Origin of the sequence: Legionella cherrii, assembly GCF_900635815.1 — a bacterium.
GTDB classification, from domain to species: domain Bacteria; phylum Pseudomonadota; class Gammaproteobacteria; order Legionellales; family Legionellaceae; genus Legionella; species Legionella cherrii.
This window is the reverse complement of the sequence record NZ_LR134173.1, coordinates 305,848-324,304: the sequence shown is the minus strand read 5'-3', so window position 1 is coordinate 324,304 and position 18,457 is coordinate 305,848. Positions and strand designations below refer to the sequence as shown.

Below are 18,457 nucleotides of genomic sequence, written 5' to 3'. Positions count from 1 at the left end.
ATCCAGTAAAAAGCAAGGCTTTTTATATGGGGTTCATCAATTAATCTAAAAAATAACAGGAGATAAAATGGTTGTAATCAGCACATCTAAAGGTGATATTCATATACAATTAGATACAGAAAATACTCCAGCTACAGCAGAAAATTTTCTTAATTATGTGCGCAGTGGTTTTTATAATAATACAATTTTCCATCGTGTTATTGCAGGTTTTATGATTCAAGGTGGTGGACTGGACTCCGATATGAAGCAGAAAGCTACGAATGAACCTATTAAGAATGAAGCAAAAAATGCGAAGCCAAATAAACGTGGCTCGATTGCAATGGCGCGCACCATGGATCCTCATTCTGCAACAGCGCAATTTTTCATTAATGTTGCTGATAATGCATTCTTGAACTACAGCGGTGATCACATGCAAGGATATGGATATTGTGTCTTTGGTGAAGTCGTTGAGGGTATGGATATTGTGGATGCTATTGCCAAAGTAAAAACAGGACAACGAATGGGCCATGCGGATGTCCCAGTTGAGGAAGTGAGCATTCTCGAAGTAAAAGAAGTTTGATAAGTAGCGCTAGTGTAACGCAGAAATTTCCCTTCTCCCCATTGGGGAGAAGGTGACGTTAGGGCGGATGAGGGGATTAGGCAGTTGCCTTCGCTGCATCCACGCTACAGTTCTATCCCTTGGAGTTCCGTCTACGTTTTTTGATACTTTCTGAATAGTCAAATATGGGTATTTCAATGTGAAAGAAAATAGCTAAAAGACGTGCTGTAAAAATGCTGATTAGTGTGATTATGATGTTGATATTTTCTGGGGTATGAAAATAATCGAGAACAATAAAAAGTAATGCACCAGCAAGAGCAATAACTGCATAGAGTTCTTTTCTTAACACCAGGGGGATGTCATTGCATAAAAATATCCCGCAACATGCCACCACAAATCCCGGTGAGCATACCATTATAATAGCGATACTCGGGGATAAGCCATGATTCAATGCTTTTTGGGTGCCAATAATTACGAAAGTAGATAATCCAAGTGCGTCAAGGATTAAAAATATTTTCATAATGCGAATCAATGAATGGGCAATAAATATCGTTAGAAACGCACATAATGAGGTATACAACAGATATTCAGGATGTGTTACCCAGGTCAGCGGATAAGTATTAAATAGCGCATCTCTTACTGTTCCACCGCCTAATGCGGTAATACTCGCAATGAGCATGACGCCAAAAAAATCCATTTTCTTGCGGCCGGCTGCTAAGGCACCGGTGATTGCTTCAACACAAATGCCTATGATAAAAAGATAATGGAGTAACATATAAAGCTCAGGGTGTTTTTTTAAATCGCAATTATACCACTATTGAGACAAATGGAGAAATGTGGCGCTGTGAACACAGTGGGTTAATTCCCATATCCATCACGCAAATAATAGCTTACGTAATCCCATGGCTTTTTCCTGGGGGTACTTCTGATGACACGCTTTCAGCAGGATCACTGCCCAAATCAACATAAATTCCCATGTTTACAAAAGAATTAAAATCACCATCATCATATGATTTAAATAAAACAGAAAACTCTTCGAACATTCTTTTTTTGACTCGTTCATGAATTGAGTCCCAAATGCGTTCCATTGTAGGTTTTTGCTTGAACATGCCATTAACTAATAGAGGAGGAGATGACTGAATAAATTTCTTTGCTTCCTCTCTAACGATGGCCTGTAACTTATAGGAAGCAACTTCTTTTGTGACAAAGTCGATCGCTACATCGGGATGGATTCCTACTAATTTTTCCATGAACTTATTCAATTTTCCATCGCGACAAATATCGATATCCTCACTCTCACTCTCTTGATCGTTTTCTAGCAGGTTATATCCTCTTTGAATCTCATATAAACCCTCTTTCAACATCTTGAGCGCCTCAGCTAACTCACCCTTCCTATGTTCATCATCATGGATAGCAATCCAAGTTAAAATCAAAAGTTCTTTTAAAGGAATACCTGTCTTGGCATGGATTTCTGTTCCTTTCAAAATGTCATCCAGAGCTCTATGAGCAGCTAATTCTTCCTGAGATTTTGAATTTGCTAAAACAGTACCCCACGAAGTTATTTCATTAATCGTTTTAATTGTTAACGCCGGACTTAGTTTATCTCCATAACGTTTCTGCAAGCGTAGAGCTGATTCGGCTGCCGAACTGTCTACACTCGATGCATGCGTACTTTGTTTGGTATTAAGATGAGGTACAATATGCATCTGTGCCAGTTTGGTGCGCAATAAATTGGCAATTTCAGATTGCTTATAGCGCTCTGCCAGAGTAACAAATTCATCCTCAGCTACTCTTATAAGCTCCGCTCCATTATCTAACAGCATATTGACCATACTTAAATCACCATTAACAATGGCCGTTTTTAATGGCAGCTCGTTCTGGGCGTTTACATTAGCGCTTTTCGAAATTAAATACTTTACACAATTAATATGATTGCCTCGAACCGCAAAGCACAATGCTTTGTCTTCATCAGCGTGTAAATCAAAACCATTTTCTTCCAATATCTGGAGAATAGGAAGAAATCCATGAGCAGCCGAACTGAATAATGGTTCGCAATTGCTGAGGTCAATTTCCCCTCTATATTCGAGTAATATATTTTTTACCAGCTCAATATTATTTGCCAGGCATGCGTCTAACAAAGCTTCATTTACCGTAAGGCCATTCTTCATCAACAATTTGATTAATGAATATTTTTTCGATGCCGCCGCAAGATGTGCTGCTCCCTTGATTCTGGATGCCTCCCAGGGCAAGTCCCTTGACAACAATTCGCGAAGCGCATCTTCATTTTCGACAAAACAACATGCTTCCAAAAGGTTATAGCTTCTTACACCTTTTTCATGCCTGATTAACCCAGAAGAACGTTTTACAAGCTCCGCTTTAGAGTATTTATCTATTTCGGTTTTTAACTTATCGAGATCATTTATTTCGATGCACTGAAAAATAGCTTCAGATTTCAAAAATTTTTTCATATAGTTCAATCCTTAGCCTTATATGTTCCAAATAAATACTTCTTAATATTTTCTTAATCTATGTAATTTAAAATAAACCACACAGCATTGTGTTTACATGAATTGCGCATAATATGCTCTTGAATATAATTATACACAGTCTTTATGGGAGTTTGAAATGCCTCGCCGAACTAGTGATCTTAAAAAAATGTTAGAAAAAGGAAATATTGATACTTCTGATTTTATTTTAATTGCATTAGACATACTCAAAAATGAAAACAAAATACTTGAAGATCAACCACTAGAAGAAGCGATGTATGCAATTAAAGTGGATTATCTAGAGGTCAATTATTCTGATGCTGTTGAAAAACTTATTGCCGCAGCCAAAACTCTAAAGGACGCAAGCATTGCAGAGTTATTTGAACAAGCTGCTGAAAATGCAGCTAAAAACTCTAAGCCAGAACAAGTAGAAAGTAGACGGTATTTTGAAAATAAGTTTGTTACTGAGCAGTGGAAAACTCTTGACACGACAGAGCATCAAGACAGCCTTGACCGCCTTGCGAAATTTATGGTTGGTGCCAATAAGCTCTATGCAGAAAAACAAGATTTTTCAAAGCTTAGAAAAGTTAATAATTTGAACGATATGGAAATGGTCATTGCTGCAATAAGGGGATTTGGTGAAGAAGGAAGCGCTACAACAATTGTTTTAGATAAAATCATAGAGATGCGGCATGAAGAAAATGCGTTATCTGGTTTTAAAGACAGAGGTTCAGAACGTAACCCAGATGATGTTGGTTATTCACAAAACCCTGGCATCATCAAAGCAAACACGCCAATGCCTTTAGTTGAACGAAGAGAGAAAGCAGTTCAAGGCAGTATTACGGACAGTTTCTTAATTAAGCGAACAGTTAAAGACGGGTATTCTGCTAAAAATGTGGATGTCCCTTTTATTAATTCAGTTTCTGGTACCGCTTATACCTTGGCAGCCGTGTTAAATGAGTATGCTAAAGAAAACCAGCAAAGTCCTACGTTACAAAAAGATATGGATAATATCATCCAGACTTTCGTCGCATTTACTTGCAAATCAGGTTTTCATAGTTTGTCAGAAATGATGGATGTACTCAATTCACCGGAAGTTTCTGGAGTATTCGATGGATACGGTCTCAAAATAAATCATCTTTTTTCCAAAGAAACCCTTGAAACCGCAATTGCTGCTGCATCAGATTATACGGAAACAAGACAATCTCAAAAAAGTATGCTGAGTGAAATATCACAACACTCTCTCTTTAAGAGACATGCAGAGCCAACTGCTAAAGCAAATTATCCTGGAGAAATTGCTCTTCGTGTTCGAGAAGAGAAACTGACTGGTCCTCGAGTTGAAAGAGCATTGAGAGAAATGTATCAAGAGGGACTTCAGGGTGATAAAAAATATTCTCCAGAACATTGCAGAGAAATGGCTCAACAATTTGTTAATTATGCAAAAAAACATCATCGTCATTTCAATATGGATGGAGTGAAACAATTTCTTAAAGAAATGAATGAGCTTATTAAAGAAAGACAAGAGCATATCGAAAAAAATGTTGAACATTACGTCATGCCTTTCGAAATATGATGCATTCAATTCATTTTACCAAGGGGCTAGAGACTATCTGAACAGTCGATGCCCTTTGGCCAGTTCTACGTTGTTGCATTATTTGACCCGTTTTACGTTCCATGCGATTGGCTAAAGTGTTTTACTGAAGCTAAAGCTAAATCAATAATTTTTTTAGACTGCTCCTCATCCGCATTAATTAGGCTCACGTCGTTAATTAATTCCATTAAGAAATTAGGTATTTCTTGTTCCGCGAGTGTGCTGTTATAAAGACATGATGCTCTGGAGAAGAGATAGTGAAGCAAATTTTTATTAACCGTTACTTTTTCCCGAGCAATTCCCTGATCATGTGGCGAGTTTCCAAATAATAACCAACCCGGTGACACATGAAGTTTAGCCGCAATTTCCATCAATTTCACCGGTTCAGGGATGGCCTCGCCACGGAGGTACTTGCGACATATTTGCAGGGAATGTCCTGTAATTTCAGACAGCTTGTGGATACAGATACCTGAAGTAGAACGTTGTGAATTAAATCCTGCTGCGATCATGGCATCACGTAAACGGTCAGCGAATTGTTTTGCCAGATTAACTTTTTCCATAGGGTATTAGGAGGTTTCATTTTAAAGTAAAAAAAGTATAACAAAACGAAACATAAAATTCAAAATAAGCATATTTAGAAACTTAAAGTTTCCTTTGGAAATTAATAGTTGACATCAATGGGCAAAAAAGTATAATGGCTTCGAAACCGAGGGAAAGGTTTTATATTAGTCCCAAACAAGGAAGCAGGTGATATAAGACGGAACAAATATCACTATACAGTCCAATAGAAGAAAAAGTGGATAACTCATAGCAGTTAACCTCGCAAACTCATGGCTTGAATGGTTCCCCTCCATTTAAGCCTTTCTAGATGTCTCAGCTAGGGAGTTTTTTGTGCACAAGCCATGAGTACAGAAGGGATTACACTATTTATTAAGACAAAATAATCTAAATGATTGCTTTGTAATAGCACCTTATTATATACTTCACCACAATGTATATGCAGGTCGTTTTATAGGCACGTAGCTCAGTGGTAGAGCACCACCTTGACATGGTGGTGGTCGGTGGTTCGATCCCACTCGTGCCTACCATGCACTAAATCGCATTCCAGGAGCGCCCACTTTCATTTGGGACGATGCTTGATTGACTCCTCTTATTTAAGGTTTAAGCCCTGCCATGCAGGGTTTTTTTTTGAAAAGAAGTGCTTACGGATAAAATTATGCCAAACATTAAATTACCTGATGGAAGTATAAAACATTTTGAAGCGCCCTTAACGGTCTATGATGTGGCTCATAGTATAAGCCCTGGCCTAGCTAAAGCTGCTTTGGCCGGTCGCATTAACGATCGTTTGGTTGATACTTCTTTTCTGATTGAAAATGATTGTGCATTGGTTATTCTGACTGAAAAACAAGAAGAAAGCCTTGAAGTTATTCGTCACTCTACAGCACACTTATTAGCACAAGCAGTTAAAAGTCTTTTTCCTACGGCGCAAGTGACTATAGGACCCGTTATTGAAGATGGTTTTTACTATGATTTTGCGTTTCAAAGAGCATTTACTCCTGAGGATCTTGAGTCAATCGAAGCAAAAATGACAGAGCTGGCCAAGGCAAATTATCCAGTAGTGCGTAGAGAATTGCCCCGCAATGAAGCCATTCAGTATTTCAAGAGCATTGGCGAGGAATACAAAGCGAAGATTATTGCCGATATACCTGAAAATGAAGTGTTATCGTTGTATAAGCAAGGTGATTTTGAAGACCTTTGTCGTGGACCTCATGTCCCTTCAACCGGTTTTTTGAAGGCATTTAAGCTGACTAAATTAGCAGGCGCATACTGGCGGGGTGATTCCAATAACGAAATGTTACAACGTATATACGGTACTGCCTGGGCTGATAAAAAATCTTTGGCAGACTATTTATTCCGTTTAGAAGAAGCCGAAAAACGTGATCATCGTAAATTAGGTAAGAGCTTAGAGCTATTCCATTTTCAGGATATCGCTCCTGGGATGGTATTTTGGCATCCTAAAGGCTGGACAATTTATCAAGAGCTCGAGCGCTATATGCGCAATCGATTGGTTGATTTTGGTTATCAAGAAATTAGAACACCGCAATTAGTTGACAAGGTACTCTGGGAAAAATCAGGCCATTGGGCAAATTTTAGAGATGAGATGTTTGTTACTGAAACAGAAAATCGCCATTATGCAGTGAAGCCAATGAATTGCCCATGCCATGTTCAAGTGTTTAATCAGGGTTTAAAAAGCTATAGAGATTTACCATTAAGATTTTCCGAGTTTGGTAATTGCCATCGCTGTGAACCATCCGGCGCACTGCATGGTTTGATGCGCGTTCGTAACATGGTGCAAGACGACGCACATATCTTCTGTACTGAAGATCAAATTCAATCAGAAGTCGCGATGATGCTTGAGTTGGTTCAGTCGGTATATGCAGATTTTGGTTTTAGTGAGATTAAGTACCGTCTGGCTTTACGTCCTGAAAAGCGAGTTGGTAGCGATGATGTATGGGATAAAGCGGAAGGTGCTTTAAAACAAGCAATGAAAGACAGGCAAATTGAGTGGGTTGATGCTCCAGGTGAAGGTGCTTTTTACGGACCCAAAATCGAATGCTCATTAGCAGATTGTTTGGGTAGGATTTGGCAATGCGGAACCATTCAAGTTGATTTCTCTATGCCAGGTCGGCTGGATGCTTCATACGTCGCTGAAGATGGCAGTAAACAAATTCCAGTGATGTTGCATCGTGCGATTTTAGGCTCTTTTGAGCGTTTCATGGGTATTTTGATAGAGCACTACGCAGGAAAACTGCCTTTATGGCTATCTCCAGTGCAAACGATGATTCTAACAATCAGCGAAAAGCAAAATGAGTATGCAAAGAAAATAACACAAATTTTGCAAAAAAGAGGTATTCGAGCCAACTATGACTTGAGAAATGAGAAAATTGGCTTTAAAATTCGCGAGCATACTTTACAAAAAGTGCCATATCTTTTAGTAATAGGCGATAAAGAGGTCGAATCCAACCAAGTGGCTGTGCGCTCACGCGAAGGAGCAGACTTGGGTGTGATGACAATAGATGCAATTTGTGATACCTTGACGCAAGAAATTGCTCGTAAAGGGTCAATTAATAATTAATAAGCAGGGGGGGTTAAACCATTAGTGCACCAACTAAGCGTGAAAATGATCGCGCACGAATTAATGAACAGATCAATGTACCTGAGGTACGCTTAATTGATGTCGATGGTAATCAGGCAGGGATAGTCCCAACACGTGAAGCGTTACGTGCAGCGGAAGAAGGTGGATTAGATCTCGTGGAAATATCTCCATCAGCCAAACCTCCTGTATGCCGTATCATGGATTATGGCAAGTTTCTCTTTGAATTGAGTAAAAAACAAGCGGAAGCGAAGAAAAAGCAGAAGCAAATTCAAGTCAAAGAATTAAAATTCCGTCCTACGACGGAAGATGGAGATTATCAGGTCAAGCTACGCAACCTGATCCGTTTCCTTAATCATGGTGATAAAGTCAAAGTGACGCTACGTTTTCGTGGTCGTGAAATGGCTCACCAAGAACTGGGTATGAAGATTCTTGAACGTTTACAGCAGGATACAGCTGAATTTGCGGTTGTTGAACAGCAAGCGAAACGTGAAGGAAGACAATTACTGATGGTCTTGGCACCCAAAAAAACTAAGTAGCTGAACAAATGCGGAGTATATTGTTATGCCGAAGTTAAAGTCACATCGCGGAGCATCTAAACGCTTCCGTAAGACAGCAAGTGGCGCGATTAAACGTCGCGGTGCTTATAGAAATCATATCCTCACCAAAAAGTCTACCAAGGCGAAACGTCATTTGCGCGTGGAAGCCGGTACTTTGAAGCCATGCGATGCACGTTTAGCAGAACGCATGTTGCACGGTAGTTAAGGGGGGAATGAAGAATGCCAAGAGTTAAACGTGGTGTGACAGCGAAAGCACGTCACAAGAAAGTTTTAGACCAAGCAAAAGGTTATTACGGAGCCCGTAGCCGGACCTACCGCATGGCGAAACAAGCAGTAATTAAAGCAGGTCAGTACGCATATCGTGACCGACGTCAGAAGAAACGTCAGTTCCGTGCATTGTGGATTACGCGTATCAACGCGCAAGCTCGTGAGTGCGGTTTATCGTACAGCCGTTTGATTGATGGATTGAAAAAAGCAGCAATCGAACTGGATAGAAAAGTATTGGCTGATTTGGCTGTTCATGACAAGGTAGCTTTTGCTGCAATTGCTGAACAAGCTAAGGCTGCATTGGCAAAATAATCTTTATTAAGTAGGTGGCTTGGGTGAAGGCGCATCCCTAACTCGGGAAGCCTGTGGCAGAAAACTCGGTTCTGCTGTGCTTCACCCAGGAGCTGTTCTAAGAATACTAAATAAAGATGAAATTTATTTAAGGAGGCTGCGGCCTCCTTTTTACTTGTGGGTATAATTATGCAGGATATCATCACCATACAAGAACAGGCTTCTGAAGCAATTAACAAGGCACAAGATGTATCGGGATTGGAAGCAATTCGGGTTGATTTTTTAGGTAAAAAAGGCAAGTTAACCGAAATTTTAAAAAGCCTTGCCCATCTATCTGCCGAAGAAAAACCTAAAGTAGGCCAATTAGTGAATCAGGCAAAACGTGAGATCAGTGAATGGATTGAAACGAAAATGCTTGAGCTCAAAGAAAAGCAATTATTAGAAAAACTCTCTGCAGAACGCATCGATGTGACTCTTCCAGGACGTAAAAAAGAGAGTGGTTCATTACATCCGGTAACCCAGGTGAAGCACAGGATTAATGAATTTTTTAGCCGCATGGGCTTTGATATTATTGATGGCCCAGAAATAGAAACAGAATTTTATAATTTTGAAGCATTAAATATTCCCGGGCATCATCCAGCACGTGCCATGCATGATACGTTTTATTTTGGTGATGGCCGTCTGTTGCGTACACATACTTCACCGGTACAAATTCGTGCGATGGAGCAACGTACCCCCCCGTTTCGTTTAATTGCCCCTGGACGCGTATATCGTTGCGATTCAGATTTGACACACACTCCCATGTTCCATCAAGTTGAAGGGTTGTTGATTGACAAACAAGCCACTTTAGCCAGCTTAAAAGGATTGCTCCAAGATCTTTTTGCTGATTTCTTTGGTCGAAAATTAGCATTACGGTTTAGACCTTCATATTTTCCATTTACGGAACCTTCAGCAGAAGTTGACATTGAATGTACCCAATGCAGTGGTAAGGGATGCCGTTCGTGCAAGTTTACAGGATGGCTTGAGGTTTTAGGCTGCGGTATGGTGCATCCCAATGTGCTTAAGGCAGTAAATATTTCCCCAGCTGAATATCAGGGATGGGCTTTTGGTATGGGTATGGATAGACTGGCGATGTTGTATTACGGAATTGATGATCTACGTATGATGTTTGAAAATGATCTTACTTTTTTAAGTCAATTTTAAGAGACGTACGCTGTCGGCCTATTATTTTTAATATTAAAGCCCAATAGAAATACGATGATAAAGATGCCTACTGGGCAATAAAAGTTTAATCAGGTGGTAAGGACTATAAATGAAATTAAGTAAATTATGGTTACGTGAATGGGTAAATTTCTCATTAACTGAACAAGAATTAGCACATCAACTGACCATGGCTGGCCTGGAAGTTGATGCAGTAAGTCCCGTAGCAGGAGAGTTTACTCATGTCATTGTGGCCGAAGTTCTTAGTACCAAACCTCATCCAAATGCAGATAAATTGACTGTATGTGAAGTGAATGCAAACACAGACAAACCTTTGCAAATTGTTTGTGGTGCTTCTAACGTTAGAGCCGGTTTAAAGGTGGCGTTAGCGATGGTGGGAGCGCGTTTACCAGGTGGTTTTAATATCAAAGAATCTAAATTACGCGGCGAACTATCACAAGGAATGCTTTGTTCTGTGAGCGAACTAGGCATGGCTGAGCACTCTGAAGGCATCATGGAATTAGAGAGTGATGCTCCGGTAGGGATGGATTTACGCGAATATTTAACCCTTGATGATCATATTTTCGATATTGATTTAACCCCCAATCGTGCCGATTGTTTTAGTGTCTTAGGCATCGCCCGTGAGGTCGCGGTATTGAACAAATTACCCTTATTGGAACAATCTATTCCTAAGGTGACCCCAAGTATTGATGATGTATTACCTATACAATTGAAAAATCCTGAAGCGTGTCCACGTTATTGTGGCCGCGTCATTCGACATATAAATCCTCAAGCAACAACGCCCTTATGGATGATTGAACGTTTACGTCGAGGTGGTATACGCACTGTGCATCCCATTGTAGATGTCATGAATTATGTGATGCTCGAATTGGGTCAACCCATGCACGCTTTTGATTTAGACACCGTCAACGGTGAAATTAACGTGCGTTTTAGCAGTACTCAAGAACAATTAGAATTGCTTGATGGTCAAAAGTTAACCCTAAATGAAAAAGTATTAGTGATTGCCGACCAAGAAAAACCTTTGGCGATGGCCGGGATTATGGGGGGAGAGGCGAGTTCTGTTCAAGCACATACACAAAATGTATTTTTAGAAAGCGCCTATTTTAATCCAATTGTTATCGCGGGGATTGCAAGAAAGTTTGGTTTGTTCAGCGATTCATCCCAGCGTTTTGAGCGAGGGGTTGATCCTGGTTTGCAGATGAAAGCATTAGAACGAGCTACGGCATTAATTTTATCAATTGCAGGTGGAGATGCTGGGCCAGTTATTGAGTCTTATGATCAAAAACATATCCCTGGAATTGTGAGTTTTTCTTTTGATACGGATAAAGTACAGAAATTAACCGGCCTTAGTATTTCATTGCAAGAAATGAAAAGTTTATTAGGCGGACTCGGCATTGTTATTGGAAAAGAACACAATAATTGCCTTGATGTTGTTATTCCTTCGCATCGTTTTGATATTCAACAGGATGTAGATTTGGTTGAAGAAATTATCCGCCTGTATGGGTATGATAATTTACATGCACAACCTACCTATACTTTGGCGCAGGCAGGAAAAACATGTGGGAACGAGGAAATAGCTACCAAACTTTCCCGATGGTTTAGCTGCAGAGGATATCATGAGGCGATCAGCTATAGCTTCGTTGACCCTGAGTTACAGCACGAACTTTATCCGCATAAAGAATTTATGCAGTTACTTAATCCGATTTCCTCAGAATTATCGCAAATGCGCGCTGGGATGTGGCCAGGCTTGATTGCATCGATGATTTATAATGTTCATCGTCAACAACATGCCGTAAAATTTTTTGAAATTGGTGTGGTTTTTGATGTGAACAAAGGGCAACTGGTAGAGCGCCCTTGCGCTGCAGGCTTATTAATGGGGGAACAAGGCAGTGTGAATTGGAGTGAACCTACTCGCTGTTTTGATTTTTTTGATCTAAAAGGGGATCTGCAATCTTTATTTGCATCACTCAAATTACAGCAAGTCGAATTCATTGCGGCCGCACATGATGCGCTACATCCTGGACAATCAGCTCAAATCAAGATTAATGGAATACCTGCAGGATGGATAGGTATGTTACATCCACGTTTAACTGATGCATTGGATTTACAAAATGATGTGTTGCTGTTTGAAATCAATTTAGCGGCATTAGGTGGACATGAGCAACCACGCTATAAAACAATTTCCAAATACCCCCAAATTCGTCGCGACTTATCATTCTTGGTTGACGCGGATGTTAGTGTCATGCAGATTGAAGCGGTTGTCCGAGCAGCAATTAATGAAAATTGGCTAAAATCCTTTGATGTATTTGATGTATATACAGGAGAGGGTGTACCCAAAGGAAAGAAAAGTCTTGCGGTTGCTATGACCTTGCAAGATGAAAGTCGAACATTGGTTGATGCCGAGATAAATTCTTTAATTAGTGCTATAATCAATACGTTAGAAAATAAATTTTCAATCATATTGAGGGAATAATCGTGAATGCACTAAGCAAAGCAATAATGGCAGAAACCTTAAGTGATGAATTAAAATTGTCCAAACCCGCATCAAAAGAAATGGTCGAGAATTTTTTTGAAGAGCTGCGGCATGCACTGGAACATGGACATCATGTAAAATTATCTGGTTTTGGTAATTTTACTTTAAGGGATAAGCCACAAAGACCAGGCAGGAACCCCAAAACAGGTGAAGAAATTCCTGTAGTGGCCAGGAGAGTGGTAACCTTTAAACCGGGTTTGAAATTAAAAACAAAAATTGAGTCTATAGGAAAATAATTCATTGGCCTATTACAACAAACATGTCCTTATATGCACCAACCAAAAGGCTGCAGGCAAACAATGCTGCGCCAATACGGGCGGTGAAGCTTTTTTTGATTATATGAAATCGCGGCTTTTGGAATTAGAGATCCATGGTCCAGGTAAAATTCGTGTCAGTAAATCAGGATGTCTTGGGCGTTGCAGCTCAGGCCCTTGCATCGTAATTTACCCTGAAGGTGTATGGTACTCCTATGCATCTTTTGCCGATATTGATGAAATTATCGAAAAACATTTAATTGCTGGTGGTCTTGTTGAGCAATTGTTGATTGATCAAGAATAATTAATAAGCTCGATTGGCCTCTGGTGTGTCAACGATACTCTAATTACAACTCGGTGTAGAATTAATAAAATGTGGGTTGGGCGTTAGCCCAACTTTTTTCTAAAGCGAATGCCTAATTGAACTTTTATCAGTCCAAGGCTCAACCTGCATTAGAACAAAAATAATTATGATTCTTGTATGAAATTTGTTATATTTACGCGGATTTAAATAATTGTTTATAAATTTTTATCCTTTTTTACTTGTAGGATGTTTCTGTTTTGGTTAAAATCGCCCGTCCATGATAGAAGATTACCAATTTAGGCGGTTCGGAGTTCATTTAATGAAGACATTTAGTGCCAAAAGCCATGAAGTCAAACGTGACTGGTTAGTGGTTGATGCCAGTGATAAAGTTTTGGGTCGCTTAGCTAGTGAGATTGCACGTCGTTTACGTGGCAAGCATAAAGCTGAGTATACCCCTCATGTTGATACAGGCGATTACATCGTTGTTACCAATGCGGAAAAGGTTATTGTGACCGGCCGTAAGTTTACTAACAAGATGTATTATCGTCACACTGGATATCCTGGTGGAATAAAATCAGATAGTTTTGAAAAGTTACAGGCTAGAAATCCTGTTAGAATTATCGAACTTGCTGTTAAAGGCATGTTACCCAAAAATCCTTTAGGTAGAGAGATGTATCGTAAGCTCAAAGTATATGCAGGTAACGAGCATCCACATACTGCACAGCAACCCAAGCAACTTGATATTGAGGAATAAGTATTATGGCTGAAATGAAGCAATACTACGGCACTGGTCGTAGAAAAAGTTCAACAGCTCGTGTGTTTCTACGTCCAGGCAAAGGCGACATCAAAGTAAACGGTCGTACTTTACAAGAATATTTCTGTCGTGAAACCTCTTGCATGGTTGTTATGCAGCCATTAGAAACCGTTGATCTTGTTAATAAGTTTGATGTGTACGTTACAGTTTCTGGCGGTGGAATTTCTGGTCAGGCAGGCGCTGTCCGTTTAGGTATTGCCAGAGCGTTAGTTGCTTATGATGAAACAGGATTAGCAGAAGATGCTGAACCAAATCCCAATTCTGTTCGCAGAAAACTTCGTGCACGTGGTTTGCTAACTCGTGATTCACGTCGTGTTGAAAGAAAGAAAGTGGGCTTGCACAAAGCACGTCGTGCAACTCAATACTCAAAACGTTAATCGTTTTTTGGTTAAAAAGCCCCGCACATGCGGGGTTTTTTCTTTGGCGTTGTTATACTACTATTTAGCCTTAAGGGCAGTGGGGCCAAGGGGGAAAGGTTCATTAGCTGTACTCTAGACGTCATCCTCCCCTGACGGACACTCTTCTCCCCATAGTGAGAAGCTACATTTAATTAACGTTAATGACGGTACCACACCAAGGCTACAGAAATATCAGCTATGGAAAATCAAATTATTGACCCTGAGCAGGATAAACGCGATCGTGTAGATGAAGATCGCCGTCGATTTTTGTTGACCTCAACTTGTGTATTGGGAGGCATAGGGGCTCTTTGCGCTTTAACACCCCTTGTTGCTTCTTGGCTACCCAGTGCCAAAGCTCAAGCAGAAGGCGCTCCAGTACAGGTAGATATAAGTAAATTGGAGCCAGGTGAACAGGCAGTTGTTGAATGGCGTGGTAAACCCGTATGGATAATTAGACGAACTCAGGAAATGTTGCAACGTTTAACTGCAGATTCTTCAAAGTTACGCGATCCGAATTCGTTGACCCAACAACAACCCTCTTATGCGAAAAACGAGCATCGATCCATTGACCCTGAGTATTTAGTTCTTATAGGTATTTGCACGCATCTGGGATGTTCTCCTAAATACAAACCTAATCTAGGCGATTTAGGACCTGACTGGCCAGGTGGCTTTTTTTGTCCTTGCCACGGCTCAACTTTTGATCTTTCTGGTAGAGTTTTTAAGGATGTTCCTGCACCAATTAATTTAGAAGTCCCGCCCTACTATTTTCTCAATAAGCATACTCTTGTTATTGGCGAGGATAAGGCATAAATTTTTTGTGCTGGGCGTGATGGTTATCGGGTAAGGGTAGGCACTGGGCATGGGCACGAGAATGAGTCGCTGTAGCGCTCTTTTTTCATAAAAGCATACCTCAGCATGACTCAATTGACCGAGCGTGTCCATGTCCGATAGAAGGCGACAGGCCAGGCTCCAACAACAGGTAATAAAAAAGGCTAGAGTAAATGAATAAACTCCTTAATTGGATTGATGAGCGTTTTCCACTGATGAGCACTTGGAAAAATTATTTCAGTGCCTATTATGTTCCCAAAAATTTAAATTTTTTTTATTTTTTTGGTTCATTAGCACTTGTCGTTTTAGTCAATCAATTTATTACGGGTTTATGGCTTACCATGTTTTACACCCCAAGTGCAGAACAGGCTTTTTCTTCCATAGAGTACATAATGCGTGATGTAAATTTCGGTTGGTTATTGCGTTACATGCATTCCACCGGCGCTTCCGCATTTTTTATTGTTATCTACTTACATATGTTTCGCGGGGTACTGTATGGTTCGTACCAAAGACCAAGGGAATTAGTTTGGCTTTTGGGGATGTTTTTGTATATTTTACTTTTGGCTGGTGCTTTTTTGGGTTATTTATTGCCTTGGGGGCAAATGTCCTATTGGGGGGCTCAAGTAATCACTTCGTTGTTAAGTGCAATCCCCTATATCGGTAAAAGTCTTGTTGTGTGGTTAAGAGGCGATTACACTGTTGGCAATGCTACGTTGCAACGGTTTTTCGCTTTACACGTTATAGCAATTCCCTTTTTGCTCTTTATGCTGGTTTTTTTGCATGTGGTTGCCTTGCATAAGGTAGGATCTAATAATCCAGACGGAATTGAAATCAAAAAGCAACTGGATGAAAAAGGCGAGCCTTTAGATAAAATTCCTTTTCATCCTTATTACATTGTGAAAGATTTATTGATGATCATTGCGTTTCTCGGCCTGTTTTTTGCTGTAGTGTTTTTCGCTCCCGAAATGGGGGGATATTTTTTAGAGCATAATAATTTTGCGCCCGCTAATCCTTTAATTACCCCAGATCATATTGCTCCGATGTGGTATATGTCTCCCTATTACGCCATGCTGCGAGCTATCCCTGATAAATTATTAGGAGTAATGTGTATGGGATTTGCTTTATTGGTTCTGTTCCTTTTACCATGGCTTGATCGCAGTCCAGTCCGTTCAATGCGTTATAAGGGTAACTATTCACGAGCAATGTTGTTTCTATGCGTCATCGCATTTGTACTGTTGGGATATTTAGGAACAATCCCAGTAACGCCAGTGCGTTTATTTTTGGCTCGTGTCTGTACGGGACTCTATTTTGCTTATTTTATTTTGATGCCTTTTTATACTCGTATTGAATCATCACGCCCATTGCCTGCAGGCATAGGAGGGCGATAATGCATAAAAAAGCAGGCATTTTATACTTATTGGCATGGTTTTCGGGTTTGCTTGTCAATCCAATTGTTTTAGCGCATCCCGTCAATATTAATGTCCAAGATAAGGAGAGTTTGCAAAGAGGCGCTCGTTTATTTATGAATTATTGTTCTGGCTGCCACTCTTTAAAATATTTACGCTATAATCATATGGCCAAAGGATTAGGCTTAACCCAGTTTAATGGTCGAATTAATGAAGATTTATTAAAAAATAATCTGATTTTTACCCAGGCAACGATTAATGATCCAATTCGTATTGCTTTGCCCCCGGAAGATGCAAAACAATGGTTTGGCATCGTACCTCCGGATTTATCTTTAGTTGCTCGAGAAAAAGGTACGGATTGGCTGTATGGTTATCTCAATGGTTTTTATAAAGATGATGCTCGACCTTTTGGGACCAATAACCGACTTGTCCCTGATGTTGCAATGCCAAATATTTTGGAAACGATGAACCACGAATTACCCGAGGAACAATTTAACACTAATTTAGACGATTTGGTGACTTTTCTTGCGTACGTTGGTGAGCCAGTACAACCATTGCGCTACCACATGGGTTTCTTTGTCGTAGGTTTTTTATTTATTTTATTTCTTGTTGCACTGGGTTTAAAAACAGTTTATTGGCGAAAAATCGGCATAAAGTAACCCAAACAGGTAAAAATGTGGTAAAGTGCGAGTTTTGTGTGTGAACTTTACCTTTAGCTAGGTTTTATGAATTAAATAGGAGTTGCTCATGGCAATTGTTGCGAAGCGCACTATCATGTCTTTATTTTCCGATACGGATGATGTCTATAGTCATCAGGTGCGGATTGTGTTGGCTGAAAAAGGGGTGAATGTAGAAATTCTTGTTGCAAAACAAGCTGAGCCCAGCGCTGATCTTTTATCAGTTAATCCCTACGGAACTGTTCCTACTTTAATCGATAGAGAGCTTGTACTTTATGAGCCACGTATCATTATGGAATATTTAGATGAGCGTTTTCCTCATCCGCCTTTATTACCAGTATATCCTGTAGCACGAGCTGAAACACGAAAAATGATGCACAGAATAGAACATGATTGGTATTATTTAATGAACCGTATTTTAAGGGATGATAACGCAGAGCAGGCTAGAGCAAATTTATTTGAAAGCTTAACCGCTCTTGATCCTGTATTTGCAGATAAGCCTTATTTTTTGAGTGATGAATTTTCTCTATTGGATTGTGCATTAGCTCCTTTATTGTGGCGTTTGCCTCGATTGGGAATTGAAATTACACCAGGGTTTAAAGGAATAATTGCTTACATGCAGCGCTTGTTCAAACGTGAATCGTTTCAAGCAAGTCTGACTGATGCTGAGCGACAATTAAGAGCGGCATAAACATATGACAATGACATCAAATAAACCTTATTTAATTCGTGCGGCCTACGATTGGATAGTAGATAACGAATTGACACCATATATCCTGGTTAATGCGGCCTATACAGGGGTTCAGGTTCCCAAAGAGCATGTGAGCCATGATCGTATTGTGTTAAATATTTCTCCGGCAGCAACTCGCGGTCTTTTATTAGAGAACGATCGTATTATTTTTACAGCACGATTTTCAGGAAAAACGGAGCAAATTTTTGTTCCTCCTGGAGCGGTATTAGAAATTTATGCGAAAGAGAATGGTAGAGGTATCGCTTTTGCCATAGAAGATGAAGAAGAACCGCCTCCAGCAGCTTCTGGTGCTTCTAGTGGTGAATCTGAGGGCTCAACTACTTCTAAAAGTAAGCCTTCGTTAAAATTAGTCAAATAAATGGACGTAGCTTGGGTGAAGGCAAA

At 40.0% G+C, this 18,457-nt stretch carries 20 protein-coding genes and 1 tRNA gene; 18 read left to right on the top strand and 3 right to left on the bottom strand.

Going from position 1 to position 18,457, the window contains the following annotated elements; translation table 11 throughout:
• The first annotated feature begins 67 nt into the window (after positions 1–67).
• Complete coding sequence (locus tag EL022_RS01350; RefSeq protein ID WP_028380701.1) at positions 68–559, top strand: peptidylprolyl isomerase; 492 nt, start codon at positions 68–70, stop codon at positions 557–559.
• Between the two features lie 112 nt (positions 560–671).
• Here the strand turns inward: EL022_RS01350 and EL022_RS01345 are convergent, their stop codons facing one another.
• Both EL022_RS01345 and EL022_RS01340 read right to left on the bottom strand, forming a co-directional pair.
• Positions 672–1,313: a trimeric intracellular cation channel family protein gene (locus EL022_RS01345; protein WP_241972225.1), complete on the bottom strand. Its 642-nt coding sequence runs from the start codon at positions 1,311–1,313 to the stop codon at positions 672–674.
• Positions 1,314–1,428: 115 nt separating this feature from the next.
• Entirely contained in the window at positions 1,429–3,006 is a 1,578-nt protein-coding gene (locus EL022_RS01340; protein ID WP_028380703.1) for an ankyrin repeat domain-containing protein, read from the bottom strand.
• 157 nt (positions 3,007–3,163) lie between these two features.
• Here EL022_RS01340 and EL022_RS01335 point away from each other — a divergent pair, with 157 nt between their 5' ends.
• On the top strand, positions 3,164–4,597 hold the full coding sequence (locus EL022_RS01335; protein WP_028380704.1) for a hypothetical protein: 1,434 nt from the start codon (positions 3,164–3,166) through the stop codon (positions 4,595–4,597).
• A gap of 92 nt (positions 4,598–4,689) precedes the next feature.
• Here EL022_RS01335 and EL022_RS01330 read toward each other — a convergent pair whose 3' ends face one another.
• Positions 4,690–5,175, bottom strand: a complete 486-nt coding sequence (locus EL022_RS01330; RefSeq protein ID WP_028380705.1) for a helix-turn-helix domain-containing protein — start codon at positions 5,173–5,175, stop codon at positions 4,690–4,692.
• Positions 5,176–5,628: 453 nt separating this feature from the next.
• Between EL022_RS01330 and EL022_RS01325 the strand changes: the two genes are divergently transcribed.
• The 16 genes from EL022_RS01325 (at position 5,629) to EL022_RS01250 (ending at position 18,431) form a co-directional block, all read left to right on the top strand.
• A tRNA-Val gene (locus tag EL022_RS01325) sits at positions 5,629–5,703 on the top strand.
• 128 nt (positions 5,704–5,831) lie between these two features.
• Complete coding sequence (thrS, locus tag EL022_RS01320; RefSeq protein WP_028380706.1) at positions 5,832–7,751, top strand: threonine--tRNA ligase; 1,920 nt, start codon at positions 5,832–5,834, stop codon at positions 7,749–7,751.
• Between the two features lie 20 nt (positions 7,752–7,771).
• Positions 7,772–8,308 carry a translation initiation factor IF-3 gene (gene infC / locus EL022_RS01315; RefSeq protein WP_035900696.1) on the top strand — a complete coding sequence of 179 codons (537 nt, stop codon included), beginning with the start codon at positions 7,772–7,774 and terminating at the stop codon, positions 8,306–8,308.
• A 25-nt stretch (positions 8,309–8,333) separates the two neighbouring features.
• Positions 8,334–8,534 carry a 50S ribosomal protein L35 gene (gene rpmI, locus EL022_RS01310; RefSeq protein WP_019234612.1) on the top strand — a complete coding sequence of 67 codons (201 nt, stop codon included), beginning with the start codon at positions 8,334–8,336 and terminating at the stop codon, positions 8,532–8,534.
• Between the two features lie 14 nt (positions 8,535–8,548).
• Positions 8,549–8,908 (top strand): 50S ribosomal protein L20, encoded by a 360-nt coding sequence (rplT, locus tag EL022_RS01305; protein ID WP_028380708.1) that lies wholly within the window; start codon positions 8,549–8,551, stop codon positions 8,906–8,908.
• 168 nt (positions 8,909–9,076) lie between these two features.
• Positions 9,077–10,090: a phenylalanine--tRNA ligase subunit alpha gene (pheS, locus tag EL022_RS01300; RefSeq protein ID WP_028380709.1), complete on the top strand. Its 1,014-nt coding sequence runs from the start codon at positions 9,077–9,079 to the stop codon at positions 10,088–10,090.
• A gap of 109 nt (positions 10,091–10,199) precedes the next feature.
• The gene (pheT, locus tag EL022_RS01295; protein ID WP_028380710.1) at positions 10,200–12,581 is read left to right on the top strand and encodes a phenylalanine--tRNA ligase subunit beta; all 2,382 of its coding nucleotides are present in this window, start codon (positions 10,200–10,202) and stop codon (positions 12,579–12,581) included.
• Positions 12,582–12,583: 2 nt separating this feature from the next.
• On the top strand, positions 12,584–12,877 hold the full coding sequence (locus EL022_RS01290) for an integration host factor subunit alpha (RefSeq protein WP_028380711.1): 294 nt from the start codon (positions 12,584–12,586) through the stop codon (positions 12,875–12,877).
• 4 nt (positions 12,878–12,881) lie between these two features.
• Entirely contained in the window at positions 12,882–13,199 is a 318-nt protein-coding gene (locus EL022_RS01285; protein ID WP_028380712.1) for a (2Fe-2S) ferredoxin domain-containing protein, read from the top strand.
• A 319-nt stretch (positions 13,200–13,518) separates the two neighbouring features.
• Positions 13,519–13,953 (top strand): 50S ribosomal protein L13, encoded by a 435-nt coding sequence (gene rplM / locus EL022_RS01280; RefSeq protein ID WP_028380713.1) that lies wholly within the window; start codon positions 13,519–13,521, stop codon positions 13,951–13,953.
• Positions 13,954–13,958: 5 nt separating this feature from the next.
• On the top strand, positions 13,959–14,390 hold the full coding sequence (gene rpsI, locus EL022_RS01275; protein WP_028380714.1) for a 30S ribosomal protein S9: 432 nt from the start codon (positions 13,959–13,961) through the stop codon (positions 14,388–14,390).
• 219 nt (positions 14,391–14,609) lie between these two features.
• Positions 14,610–15,221, top strand: coding sequence for a ubiquinol-cytochrome c reductase iron-sulfur subunit (gene petA, locus EL022_RS01270; RefSeq protein ID WP_028380715.1), 612 nt, complete (start codon positions 14,610–14,612; stop codon positions 15,219–15,221).
• 191 nt (positions 15,222–15,412) lie between these two features.
• Complete coding sequence (locus EL022_RS01265; protein ID WP_028380716.1) at positions 15,413–16,627, top strand: cytochrome b; 1,215 nt, start codon at positions 15,413–15,415, stop codon at positions 16,625–16,627.
• Positions 16,627–17,304, top strand: a complete 678-nt coding sequence (locus EL022_RS01260; RefSeq protein ID WP_028380717.1) for a cytochrome c1 — start codon at positions 16,627–16,629, stop codon at positions 17,302–17,304. Before EL022_RS01265 ends, EL022_RS01260 begins: the two co-directional genes overlap by 1 nt.
• 88 nt (positions 17,305–17,392) lie before the next feature.
• A complete protein-coding gene (sspA, locus tag EL022_RS01255; RefSeq protein WP_028380718.1) occupies positions 17,393–18,013 on the top strand; it encodes a stringent starvation protein SspA in 621 nt (206 codons plus the stop codon).
• A 4-nt stretch (positions 18,014–18,017) separates the two neighbouring features.
• The gene (locus EL022_RS01250; protein WP_028380719.1) at positions 18,018–18,431 is read left to right on the top strand and encodes a ClpXP protease specificity-enhancing factor; all 414 of its coding nucleotides are present in this window, start codon (positions 18,018–18,020) and stop codon (positions 18,429–18,431) included.
• Positions 18,432–18,457: the final 26 nt, after the last annotated feature.